The 11,828-nt window shown below is 69.3% G+C and carries 10 protein-coding genes and 2 pseudogenes; 6 read left to right on the top strand and 6 right to left on the bottom strand.

Features of this window, described 5'->3' with window-relative positions; genetic code table 11:
- Positions 1-86 precede the first annotated feature (86 nt).
- The gene (locus tag HJD23_RS29745) at positions 87-1,322 is read right to left on the bottom strand and encodes a cytochrome P450 (protein WP_171110963.1); all 1,236 of its coding nucleotides are present in this window, start codon (positions 1,320-1,322) and stop codon (positions 87-89) included.
- A gap of 219 nt (positions 1,323-1,541) precedes the next feature.
- Here HJD23_RS29745 and HJD23_RS29740 point away from each other — a divergent pair, with 219 nt between their 5' ends.
- Positions 1,542-2,711 carry a steroid 3-ketoacyl-CoA thiolase gene (locus tag HJD23_RS29740; protein ID WP_171110965.1) on the top strand — a complete coding sequence of 390 codons (1,170 nt, stop codon included), beginning with the start codon at positions 1,542-1,544 and terminating at the stop codon, positions 2,709-2,711.
- Here the strand turns inward: HJD23_RS29740 and HJD23_RS29735 are convergent.
- Positions 2,695-2,973, bottom strand: coding sequence for a DUF397 domain-containing protein (locus HJD23_RS29735; RefSeq protein ID WP_171110967.1), 279 nt, complete (start codon positions 2,971-2,973; stop codon positions 2,695-2,697). The two genes, HJD23_RS29740 and HJD23_RS29735, sit on opposite strands and share 17 nt — an antisense overlap.
- On the bottom strand, positions 2,933-3,781 hold the full coding sequence (locus tag HJD23_RS29730; protein WP_171110970.1) for a helix-turn-helix transcriptional regulator: 849 nt from the start codon (positions 3,779-3,781) through the stop codon (positions 2,933-2,935). Before HJD23_RS29730 ends, HJD23_RS29735 begins: the two co-directional genes overlap by 41 nt.
- 92 nt (positions 3,782-3,873) lie before the next feature.
- Between HJD23_RS29730 and HJD23_RS29725 the strand changes: the two genes are divergently transcribed.
- The 3 genes from HJD23_RS29725 to HJD23_RS29715 all read left to right on the top strand — a co-directional run bounded on the left by HJD23_RS29725 (position 3,874) and on the right by HJD23_RS29715 (position 7,264).
- Complete coding sequence (locus HJD23_RS29725) at positions 3,874-4,308, top strand: ATP-binding protein (RefSeq protein WP_240980848.1); 435 nt, start codon at positions 3,874-3,876, stop codon at positions 4,306-4,308.
- A gap of 298 nt (positions 4,309-4,606) precedes the next feature.
- Positions 4,607-5,086 carry a hypothetical protein gene (locus HJD23_RS29720; protein ID WP_232107906.1) on the top strand — a complete coding sequence of 160 codons (480 nt, stop codon included), beginning with the start codon at positions 4,607-4,609 and terminating at the stop codon, positions 5,084-5,086.
- 54 nt (positions 5,087-5,140) lie between these two features.
- Positions 5,141-7,264, top strand: coding sequence for an FG-GAP-like repeat-containing protein (locus tag HJD23_RS29715; protein WP_240980847.1), 2,124 nt, complete (start codon positions 5,141-5,143; stop codon positions 7,262-7,264).
- A 71-nt stretch (positions 7,265-7,335) separates the two neighbouring features.
- On the opposite strand, the gene HJD23_RS29710 is transcribed toward HJD23_RS29715, so the two are convergent.
- The 3 genes and pseudogenes from HJD23_RS29710 to HJD23_RS44770 form a co-directional block, all read right to left on the bottom strand.
- Positions 7,336-9,747 carry an ALF repeat-containing protein gene (locus HJD23_RS29710; RefSeq protein WP_240980846.1) on the bottom strand — a complete coding sequence of 804 codons (2,412 nt, stop codon included), beginning with the start codon at positions 9,745-9,747 and terminating at the stop codon, positions 7,336-7,338.
- Positions 9,675-10,604 carry an ALF repeat-containing protein gene (locus tag HJD23_RS44775; protein ID WP_277347813.1) on the bottom strand — a complete coding sequence of 310 codons (930 nt, stop codon included), beginning with the start codon at positions 10,602-10,604 and terminating at the stop codon, positions 9,675-9,677. Before HJD23_RS44775 ends, HJD23_RS29710 begins: the two co-directional genes overlap by 73 nt.
- Before the next feature lie 22 nt (positions 10,605-10,626).
- Positions 10,627-10,679, bottom strand: a pseudogene (locus HJD23_RS44770) (hypothetical protein); the annotation flags it as partial.
- Between the two features lie 694 nt (positions 10,680-11,373).
- Between HJD23_RS44770 and HJD23_RS43095 the strand changes: the two are divergent.
- Both HJD23_RS43095 and HJD23_RS44200 read left to right on the top strand, forming a co-directional pair.
- A complete protein-coding gene (locus HJD23_RS43095) occupies positions 11,374-11,616 on the top strand; it encodes a hypothetical protein (protein ID WP_180687208.1) in 243 nt (80 codons plus the stop codon).
- A pseudogene (locus HJD23_RS44200) lies at positions 11,559-11,819 on the top strand (IS1380 family transposase); the annotation flags it as partial. The gene HJD23_RS43095 and the pseudogene HJD23_RS44200, both read left to right, overlap by 58 nt.
- Positions 11,820-11,828 lie beyond the last annotated feature (9 nt).

The raw sequence follows: 11,828 nt of genomic DNA, 5'->3' as shown, positions 1-11,828 counted from the left end.
TCCGACTCGGAGCGCCGGCACCTCCATTGTGCGCGCCTGAGCAGCGTTTTTCCTGTCGAGCAGATCGGCGGTACCAGGCTATTGCCCTAGCCCGCCCTGATCCGCAGCTCCTTCACCCCGTTGATCCAAGCCGACCGCAGCCGACGCGGGTCGCCCTCCAGTCGAAGCTCCGGCATCGCGTCCGCGATCGCGTTGAAGATGAGGTCGATCTCCAGGACCGCCAGAGACTTGCCCAGGCAGAAATGAGGGCCGCCTCCGCCGAAACCGAGGTGGGGGTTCGGGTCACGGGTGATGTCGAAGGCGTCCGGGGAATCGAACACCTCGGGGTCGTGGTTCGCCGAGGAGTAGAAGAGGCCGACCCGGTCGCCCTTGCGTATCAACTTGCCGCCCAGCTCGGTGTCCTGCGTCGCCGTCCGCTGGAAGGACGCCACCGGCGTCGCCCAGCGCACGATCTCCTCCGCCGCCGTCGACGGCCGCTCACGCTTGTAGAGCTCCCACTGCTCGGGATGCGTGAGGAAGGCGTGCATGCCGTGCGTGATGGCGTTGCGGGTCGTCTCGTTGCCCGCCACCGCCAGCATCAGCACGAAGAATCCGAACTCGTCCGACCCGAGATTGCCCTCGTCCTCCGCCGCCACCAGCGTGCTGACGATGTCCTGCGCCGGGCACTGCTTGCGGTCGGCGGCCATGTTCATGGCGTACGCGATCAGCTCGGTGGCCGACTCCTTGCCGACCTCCTCCGTGATGGCGTACTCGGGATCGTCGTACGCGATCATTTTGTTCGACCAGTCGAAGAGCTTCGCCCGGTCGTCCTGCGGTACGCCGATCAGCTCGGCGATCGCCTGGAGCGGCAGCTCGCACGCGACCTCCGTGACGAAGTCGAACGGACCGGAGTGCGCGCGGGCGCTCTCGACTATGGCGTGCGCCCGCGCCCGCAGCCGTTCCTCCAGCGCCCGGATCGCCCGGGGCGTGAACCCGCGCTGCACGATCTGCCGCACCCGCGTGTGCTCCGGCGGATCCATGTTCAGCAGGATCAGCCGCTGCGCGTCGATCGCGTCCCGCTCGATGTGCTCGTTGAAGCGGATGATCGCGGTGTTGAGGTACGAGGAGTAGAGCTCGGGGTGGGTCGACACGTACTTGACGTCGGCGTGCCGCGTGACGGCCCAGTAGCCCTCGTCCTGGAATCCGGCCAGGCCCGGGGGCTGGGCGATCCAGGTGACCGGCTCGACGCGGCGCAGTTCGGCGAACTCCGGCAGGGGCACACGGTGGTGCAGCAGATCGGGGTCGGTGAAGTCGAACCCGTCGGGAAGCGCTGGACAGGGCATGGCGGCTCCAGCCATCTGACGGCCCATCAGGAAGTGCCGTGAACGTAACGGCGGACTCCGAAAACTGCAAGACCCTTGCGGTGACGGACGTCACGTCAGCAGACTGCACACAGAACTAGAACACGTACTAGTTCCCACTAGCTCTCCACTGGCTCCGCCAGTTCTTGCTGGTTCCTGCTGGTTCCTGCTGGTCCCGGTTCTGGACGAGAGGACTGCCTCATGGCCGCCGAACCCGTCATCGTCGAAGCCGTCCGCACCCCCATCGGCAAGCGCGGCGGCGCGCTCGCCAATCTGCACCCCGCCTACCTGCTGGGCGAGACGTACCGCGAACTCCTCGGCCGTACCGGCATCCCCGCCGACTGCGTCGAACAGGTCGTCGGCGGCACGGTCACGCACGCCGGCGAGCAGTCCATGAACCCCGCGCGTACGGCCTGGCTGACCATGGGCCTGCCCTACGAGACGGCGGCGACGACGGTCGACTGCCAGTGCGGCTCCTCGCAGCAGGCCTCGCACATGACCGCCAACCTCATCGCGGCGGGCGTCATCGACGTCGGCATCTCCTGCGGCGTCGAGTCCATGTCCCGCGTACCGCTCGGGTCGGGCTCGAAGCACGGCCCCGGAAAGCCGTTCCCCGACGAGTGGAACGTCGACCTCCCGAACCAGTTCGAGGCGGCGGAACGCATCGCCCGCCACCGCGGCCTGACCCGAGAGAACGTCGACACCCTCGGCCTGCTCTCCCAGCAGCGCGCCGCCAACGCCTGGTCCGAGGAGCGCTTCAAGCGCGAGACCTTCGCCGTGCAGGTCCCCACGACGGAGGAGGAGCAGCACGCCGGGCAGGGCATGTGGCGGCTCGTCGACCGTGACGAGGGGCTGCGCGATACGTCCATGGAGGCACTGTCGGGCCTGAAGCCGATCATGCCGACGGCCGTGCATACGGCGGGCAACTCGTCCCAGATCTCGGACGGCGCGGCGGCGATCATGTGGGCTTCGAAGCGGATGGCTCGCGCCCTGAAGCTGAAGCCGAGGGCGCGGATCGTGGCCCAGGCGTTGGTGGGAGCCGACCCGCACTTCCACCTCGACGGGCCCATCGACGCGACCCGCGCGGTGCTGGGCAAGGCGGGGATGACGTTGAAGGACATCGACATCGTGGAGATCAACGAGGCGTTCGCGTCGGTGGTGTTGAGTTGGGCGCAGGTCTTCGAGCAGGACCTGGAGAAGGTCAACGTCAATGGCGGTGCGATCGCGCTCGGGCACCCGGTGGGAGCGACAGGTGCCCGGCTCATCACGACGGCGCTGCATGAACTGGAGCGCGCGGACAAGGAGTTCGCGCTGGTGACGATGTGCGCGGGTGGCGGCTTGGCCACCGGCACGATCATTCAGCGGCTGTAGCCGCCGACCAGGAGACGAAGGTGGTGAAGGCGGCGGGGGCGACGGTGAGCATGGGGCCGGTCGGGGTCTTCGAGTCGCGGATGGCGATGGTGGCGCAGGGGGATTCGGCGATCTCGATGCAATCACCGCCCTGGTCACTGCTGTACGTCGACTTGCGCCAGGCCAGACCGACGGGCGCGCACTCGACGCACTGGCCGCCCTGGTCGCTGCTGTAGCTGGACTTACGCCACTGGGCCACCGTCGGAATCGCGTTGCTCGCCATAGCGTTCCTCCATTACGCGCCGGATCAACTCCGCCGAGTCCCTGAGGGAGAGAGCGGCGGCCTGGAGATGATCGTAACGGAGCGAGCAGTTCTTGACGGTGTCCGGATTGGCGGTCGGATGCCCGCTGCCGTACCCCTCGGTGTAGACGATGGTCGGATCGCTCGGGAAGCGGTAGAGGTTGAATGAGCCCGTGAGGCCCGCGTGCGCGCCCACCGAGAACGGCAGCACCTGCATGTTGATCCGGGGGTCACCCTCGAAGGACAACAGGTGGGCCAGTTGCTCCCGCATGGTCTCCGGGTTGCCGATCTGCTGGTAGAGAGCGGCCTCGCTGAGAATCGCCCAGAAGACCGGCGGCTCCTCCTTCTTGAAAATACGCTGGCGGGCGAGTCGTACAGCGGTGCGGTCGTCGAGGTTGCTCTGGTCCAGTGCGCCGAGGACGCCTCGCGCATAGGCCGCTGTTTGAAGGAGACCGTGCACCATATGCGTCTGAAAGGCGCAGATTTCCACGGCCCGCGCCTCAAGTTCCGCGACTTGCTGAAACCAGGCCGGAAGTTGGCTACGCAACACCAACTCGGTAAGCCGGGACAGCAGACCACCCGTCCCCAGCGCCGCATCCACCCGTTCGCTGAAGGCGGGCGTCGGCAGCTTGCGCGCGGTCTCGATCTGCCCGATCAGCGAACCGGTGTAGTTGACGATCTCCCCGAGCTGCCGCTGTGTCAGTCCCGCCGCTTCCCGGTGTCGCCGCAGCTCGTAGCCGTAGTAGTCCAGCGGCGAGGCACCCGGGTCGAGGACGTTGATGTGGGTCACGCACGGTCCCCTCTCACGCAACTCCGCCCACTGCGGGACGGGTTGTATCCGTTCCGTTGCCCAGAGTAGTCGCGGCTGGCCAGCCTCGTAGCGTGAACGAATACTTTCCCCCGGCCTACTTGGCCCCGCGCCCCGTCCAGTACCGCATGAGCCTGACCGTGGGCGAGCACTCGGCGCGGCACATCCGCCGTATCGTCCGCTCGCTCCTGACGGAGTGGGAGATGCCGGACCTGGCCGACGCGGTGGAGCTCGGCGTGACGGAGCTGGTCGCCAACGTCGTACGCCATGTCCCGGACCGCCGCTGCACGCTGCTGCTCGTGCGTCAGAAGACGGGCGCCCGGGTGGAGGTGTCTGACGGCTCGCCCCAACTGCCCTGCCCGTCCACCACCTTGTCCCCGGACGCGGAGAACGGCCGCGGGCTGGTGCTGCTGGACGCGGTGGCGGACAAGTGGGGCGTGGAGCCGAGATCGGGCGGCGGCAAGACGGTCTGGTTCGAGTGCGAGTCGGCTGACGCCCCTCTGCTGTGAGGAGGGCTCGGGAAGCCGCACTCGGCCCGCGAATGATCTCGTGGGATGAGCGTGCCTCGCGGGGCACTACGAGTTGCCGCTGAGTGCACTCAACGTCTCCTGATGTCACTCCAGTTGACATGAGGCTACCGCCCCGGGGCGGACCTGGCGGAATCCTGCGCATCGGGCGTCGCATGCTAACCCGAGGTGCCGATGTGCACACCCTGGAACCTTTCAGGGGAGAGGGACACAAGTGGGCTGATACGAGTAGGGCGCTACGCAAAGCCGAACGCTCGCTCGAAAAATGGAGGATCCGCCCATGAGACCCCTACTCGCGGTGGCCGGTGCGGCCACCGCGGCCGTCGCCGCCGCTGCCGCGCTGCTGTTCAACGGCGCCTCGATCGCCACCGCCGACGACGTGCCGCCGGTCGCCGTCGAGGACTTCGCCTATCCCGACGCCGACCAGATCTACGCCGACACCGGTATCCGGCTGATCAGCGGCGACGGTCACATCCTGCTCGCCGACTGCGGCCCCACCGGTCTGATCGAGGTCTTCGCGCGCAACATGGACATGAGCAAGTTCTGCTTCTCCGTGAAGGGCACGTCCGGCCGGATCGCCATGGAGGTGCCGCAGGTCTTCGGTATCAAGGGCAACGACTACCAGATCGTCGCCGACATGACGGTGGACGGCACCGAGACCTCCTACGAGATCACCAGGAACCAGTGGACCCCCGTCGGCGAGACCGCCGACCCGGAGGCCCGCGACCACACCCTGGTGGAACTGCGCGCCACCCAGTAGGCCGCGGAACCGACAACGCCGTTCCACCGAGAGGAAGCCCGTACACCCATGTCCTTGCCCCAGAGACACCTGCGCCGCGCCGCCCTGCTCGCCGTCGGCGCGGTACTGCTCGCACCCGTGCCCGTCGCCCAGGCCGTGGTCGGAACCCCGGCCCCGGACGACGGCACCTTCGCCTTCACCGCCCACCTGAGCATCGGCAACGGCGCACGCTCCTGCTCCGCCGCCCTGGTGGACCCCGAGTGGCTGGTCAGCGCCGCCTCCTGCTTCGCCGCCGACCCGCAGTCAGGCACCGCCCCGGCGGCCGGCAAGCCCGCGCTGAAGACCGTGGCCACCATCGGCCGCGTCGATCTGACCGCCACCGACGGTGGCCATGTCACCGAGGTCACCCACATCGTGCCCCGGGCGGGCCGCGACCTGGCCTTCGCCCGCCTCGCCACCCCGGCGACCGGCATCACCCCGGTGAAGCTCGCCACTACCCCGCCCGCCGCCGGTGACGAGCTGACTGCCCTCGGCTTCGGCCGCACCAAGACCGAATGGGTGCCCGACCGGCTCCACCAGGCCGACTTCAACCTGGACTCGGTCGCCGACGGCACCCTCGCCATGACCGGCAAGACCGCCGACGACTCCGTCTGCAAGGGCGACACCGGCGGCCCGGTCCTGCGCACGACCGGCAGCGGCTCGTACGAACTGGTCGCCGTCAACTCCCGCTCCTGGCAGGGCGGCTGCCACGGCACCACCGAGACCCGCACCGGCGCGGTCGCCGCCCGCGCCGACGGCTCCCCGGGCGGCGCGACCCTGACCGCCGGGCAGACCCTGCGCCCTGGCGACTCGCTGCTGTCGAAGTCGGCCAAGGTCACCATGGGCACCGACGGCAACCTGACCGTGGCGTCCAACGCCGGCAAGACCCTGTGGTCGTCGGGAACGGCCGGCCACCCAGGAGCCACCGCCACCTTCAGCGAGACCGGCAACCTCGCCGTGAAGGCGGCCGACGGCACCACCCTGTGGGAGTCGAAGACCTCCGCGCCCGGGGGCAGCGCCATCCTGGGCGACGTCGGCGACCTCGTCGTCTACAACGCCCAGAACCAGTCGCAGTGGTCCAGCAACAGCGCCCCGCGCCACGACTACAATGGCGACGGCCGCAGCGACATGGCCGCCTGGTACAACTTCACGGCCGGCACCGACAACATCTACACCTTCCTCGCCGCCACCGACGGAGGAATCAGCACTCCTAAGCGCGGGTTCACCTTCCCCGTCGGCGCCTGGGAAGCCAAGAACCACAAGCTCGTCACCGGCGACTTCAACGGCGACGGTCGCGGCGACATCGCCGCCCTCCTCGGCTACAGCGACACCACCGTCAAGCTGTGGACCTTCCTCGGGAAGCCCGACGGCACCTTCGCCGAACCCGTCGAAGCCTGGAGCAGCCCGGCCGGCGGCCCCTTCCACAAGACCTACATGACCCCCCAGTCCGGCGACTTCAACGGCGACGGCCGCGACGACATCGCCGTCTGGTACGCGTACCCCGACGGCACCACCAAGATCTGGACCTACCTCTCCACCGCCTCCGGCACCTTCAACGCCCCCACCAGCTCATGGTCCGCCCCCACCGGCACCTGGGCACGGACCCGCGCCAAGATCATCACTGGCGACTTCAACGGCGACGGCCGCGACGACCTGAGCGTCTTCTACGGCCAGGGCGATGACAGCATCAAGACCTACGTCTTCAACGCCCAGCCCAACGGCGGCTTCGCCGCCCCCACCGTGTGGTGGCGGACCCTCGCCCTCGACTGGAACCGCGCTTACCCGCACTCCGGCGACTTCAATGGCGACGGCCGCGACGACGCGACCATCTGGTACGACTATCCCGACGGCAGCGACAAGACCTCCACCATCCTGTCGGAGAACGTCGACGGCACCGACCGCTTCGGCTCGGCCAAGGTCACCCTCAACAGCCCCGGCGGCCTCGACATCACCCGGTCCCAGCTCGTCGTCGGCGACTACAACGGCGACGGCCGCGACGATCTCTCGATCATGCACCACCTCGCCGACGACGGCGTGAAGATGTGGACCTGGACCGCACGCCCGGACACTCTCTTCAACTCCGGCCTCGCCGGTTACACCGTTCCCGCCACCAGCTGGGACTACACCCTCTCCCGCTTCGCCAACACCTACAACTACTAGCCTGCGCGGGATAGACGATGGCCGGGCCGCGGAACGGATGTTCCGCGGCCCGGCCACCTGTCTCTTGCGCCTCACGGCCCCAGCGTGACGTTGAACTCGATGACCTGGGTCGTGCGTGACATCGGCCCCGAGTCGCCGACGACCTGGTCGACCAGCGAACCGACGGTGTCGCTCCACCAGTCCGTGTACCCGATGACGGGCGGGTGGGTCGCGGACTCGATGTCCGACTCGTTGTAAGCGGTGTACCGCCACACCACGGAGCCGTCCGGATTCTCCCGGATGGGGGTCATCCTGATGGCGTGCGAGCCCAGGTACGTGTACGCCAGGTTTCCGGTGAGCCCGGCCGTGGAGAGCGTCCCGAGGTCCGCGAGGTACTTCCCGACACCGCCGAAGCCTGCGAGGCTGTAGTCGTAATAGTAGGTGTGGCCCAGCTCGTAGTCCCCGGCCTGCGTGCGGTCGGCGAAGTAGGCGATGGTCTTCTGCGTCCACCAGTGATCACGGTAGATGGTGGTGAACTCGTCGTCCGGGCCGAAGCACTGCGATCGGGGGCCGTCCGCAGTGAGCCAACTCCACCCCAGTTCCCACGGGTTGGTGTTGTTGTCGGACTCGATGGGGTCGCCGAACGGCGTCAGGCAGCTCTCGGCGCCTTCCGGAAGGTCGGTCTCGCCGTCACCGATGGGAACGGTCGCGTTGTCCAGCGCGTTCTGGGCTGCCTCGCGTATCGCGGCCTGGATGACAAGGACCCTGGCCTCGAACGCGGCCTGGGCAGCGGCGGCGGCGTCCTTTCCCGCCTGGATCGACGCCTTCCGGGCAGCCGTCGCCGAGGACTGGGCGTCCGCGGCGTAGGACGCGGCGACCTCGGCGGACCGTACGGCCCGCGTCGCCGCCTGTCTCGCCACGCTGCTCGCCCGGCGAGCGGCGGCGGCTGCCTGACGTGCGGTCTCGGCGGACCGCGCGGCGTCGGCCGCGGAAGCTTCGGCGGCCTCGGCGTTCTTGCGTGCTTCTTCGGCGGACTGCGCGGCGTCGGCGGCGTAGCCCTCGGCTAGCTCGGCCCACTGGGTCGCTTCGGCAGCGGCCTGGCGTGCGATGGCTGCCGCTTCGGAGGCCCGCGCCGCGTCCTCCTGTGCGTCTGCGACGATCTTGGCCGCGCGGGCGATCTCCGCACGGATCGCGCTGATGTGCGTGGCGTGATCGTGGTCGATCCGCGCGAACTCGTGCTGCGTGGTCCTGATGAACTGGCGGAGCATGTGCGTGTTGCCCTCGAGCGCGATCCTGGCCGCCGCCTTGACGTAGGGGCCCCCGTTCGCCAGGAGGGTCATGGCCGCAACCCGGTCGTCCTCGCGGACGGCCGCGGTGCGTTCGACGTGCAGGAACGTGTGCAGGGCCTCGGCGGTTCCCGCGTCCAGCGCGGCCTCGGCCGCACGTCGCACCGCGGAACCGGTGTTGTCGTCGGCCAGGATCGCGAACACCTCGACCTGGTTGTTCTCCTTGGCCGCCGCGATCGCCCCGCTCTCGAGGAACACCTTGATCCTGGCGGCGTCCTCGGTCCTCAGAGCCTCTGCGGCCGCCTTGGCCACGTCCGTCGTCGACACCGCGGCCATGGCCGCGACGTTCTCGGCGTTGTCCTGCTGCAGAGCGATGACGCGGTCGGCTTCGATCCAGTGGACGACGTCCTCGTCCGAGCCGGCCAGCGCGAACTCCGCGGCCTCCCGGGTCCAGGTACCCGACCGGTCGATGAGCTGCACCGCCGCCTTGCGCCCGGCCGCCACGGCCTCGTCGGTCCTTCCGTCCCGAAGCGCCGACTCCGCGGAGCTGATGAGTGCTCGGTTCTCTTCGGACAGGCGCGCTTCCTGCGTCCGCTCCCGGTTGAACCGTTCGAGCTGATCCGTCTCCGCGCTCGCCTCGAGCCGCGCTCGCTCGATCGCCTCGTCGGTCTCCTCGGCCAGCCTGGCGAGTTCGGCCGCACGAGCCGCCTGCTCGACCTCACGTGCCTCGGCGACGGCGTCGGCGGCCTTGCTCGCCGCCTCGACAGCGGCCTTGGCGGCGGCCGTGGACCGATTGGCGTAGTCGACCGCCTCGCCGGCATGGTCAGCCGCTTCCACAGCGGCGGCAGCCGCCTTCTCGGCATGATCGGCAGCGCTGTTGGCCGCGTCACGCGCCAAGCGGGCAGCGGCAGCCGACCGTCCGGCCAAGGTCCGCGACCTGTTCGCGGCCTGAGTCGCCCTGGCCGCGGCGGCTTCTGCCACGGCAGCGGCCTGCTGCGCGGCGGCGGCCTCGGACTTCGCGGCGCCGGCGGCCACGGCCGCGTCGGCCGATGCGCGAGCGGCAGCAGCCGCGTTGATCGCCGAGCTGGCGGCAGCTGCGCCCGCCTGATCAGCCTGGTCGGCAGCCGCCGCCGCGATGTCGGCCTTCAAGGCCACGGAGCGGACGAAGCTGACCATCTTCTTGGCGGCCTCTGCTGCCGCTCTGGCCGCGGACGCCATCGATGCATCCTTGGAAGCGGCGATCGCGGCACGATACGCACCTGCCGCAGCGCGCCCTGCCGCTGCCGCCGCAGCGGCAGCCGCCTGTGCGGCCGCCACCGCACGCTGCGCGGCGGCCTGCGCCGTCCGCGAGGCCGAGACCGCGGTCGATGCGGCCGCGGCCGCACCCTGGCCGCCTCCGCCGCCTTGTTCGCCGCCCTGGCCGAGCGTTGGACATCCGCCTCGGCGGCCTCGGCCTCGGCCTTGGCCGCCAACGCCGCTTCTTTCGCCTTCTCGGCAGCCTCGACCGCCTGGGCGGACAGCTCGACGGCCTCGTCGGTCTTCCGGCCGGCGCGGAGCCCCTCCGTCTCCACGACCTTGACCAGCTGCTCGATCGTCGCCGATTCTTCGTCACGCGCCCGGGCGATGTACTGACCCGTCTCCAGGAACCACCGGATCGCCCTCGCTGACCCGTCTTCCAGTGCCCGCTCCGCGTACTCGCGCACCTGTGGTGACGCCGTCGTGAGGATGGACATCACCTGCACACGTTCGTCCTCCTCGTGAGCAGTGAACTGCCCGCCACTGAGGAAGGCGCGCAACGCGAAGTCCGAATCGGTCTCCAGCGCAGCGGATGCCTCACGTTTCACGGCACGACCACCGTGGGCCATGACCGTGGCCACTGCCACCTTGAGATCCTCGTGCACGGCAGTCTGGAAACCGCCCTTGAGGAAGGTCTCGATCGCCGCGTTTCCGCCGGACAGCGCCCCGCCGATACCTTCGCGAGTCGCCCTGCCCGCCGTGACCAAGGACCGCGTGAGCGTGAACCTGTTGTCCTCGGCCCGGGCCACGGGCAACTTCTGGTCGAGGAACGTCGTCACGTCCGCCGCGCTACCCACCAGCGCCGCGGCCGCCGCGGTGCGTACAGCCCGACCGCCCGACCTGTACGCCCACACAACCCGACCCCGCTCGGTATCCGGCAGGCCGTTGTACGTACCGCCCGGGTCGGCCTCGGCGGCGTGGGCGGGGCCGGCCGTCAGAGCGAAAATGGAGGGCAATGCGGGAGCTGCGGCAGCTCCGGCCAGCGACGCGAGTAAGCGACGTCTGCTCCATAGCGTAGGTGACAAGGCATAGATCCTTCCCGATTGACATATACCGACACCAAGCAGCCGATACGCACCGACTACCCTTTAAACGTGCAGAGTTGGGAGCCGCACGATAGCTCGCAAGACAAAGGGAAACGCCCTCGAACATTCGAGGGAGGAGTGGCGAGAGCTTCGTGATAAGGAGTCGCCCGTACGGCAGGGGGGAGCCGTGGCGGACGCCCGACGCCCCTGGCGTCGAACCGTTCGCGGACGTGCCGCCCGGCAAGCCGCGTCGCACCGGCACGCTTGCCCGAGCACGCGTTTCACAGACAGGACCCACTCGTAAGACGCATACTCCCGGCAGCCGCCACCACAGCAGCACTCGTGCGCGCCGACGCCCCTCAGGCCGCCGCGGATGGCCTTCCCCCGGTCACCGTCGAGGACTTCGTCCACCCCGACGCCGACAAGATCTACGCCGAGCGTGGCATCCTGCTCACCACAGGGGACGGCAAGTTCCTGCTGGCCGACTGCGACTCCGCCACCGGTCTGATCCAGATACTGGCCTGTGGCAAGGACCCCGTTCTGCTTCTCCGTGAAGGGCAACTCCGGACGCCTCGTCGCCGACATGACGGTGGACGGTACCGAGACCTCCTACGACATCGCGCCGAACACCTGGACCGCGGTCGGCGAGAGCGCCGACCCGGAGATCGGGTCACGTCCAAGCTCGTCGTCTCGTGTGACGGTCGCGGAGTGGTCAGCCACGCCGGGTCCCGCCTGCCGGCCGATCTCGCCGATGCCACTGGCCTGACGGACGCCTGCACCTGCGCGCTGCGCAGGCTGCGGCCTCGTGGCACCGGGCATGACCCAGCCCGGGCCGCGACCGATCTGCCAGTGATGCTCGCCGACGGTCGCGAGGCGATCGCGGACCTGGCCCTGCTGCGCGACCAAGCCGAGGCCTTCGGCCCGGACGCCTCCACCCCGACCGCGTGGCGGCTGCTGGCCGGCGTCGACCCTGGTTCC

The sequence above is a fragment of the Streptomyces sp. Z423-1 genome, assembly GCF_013009255.1.
In the GTDB taxonomy this organism is placed as follows: Bacteria; Actinomycetota; Actinomycetes; order Streptomycetales; family Streptomycetaceae; genus Streptomyces; species Streptomyces gossypiisoli.
Note: the sequence above shows the minus strand (reverse complement) of the source record. Positions and strands in the feature narration are given on the sequence as shown.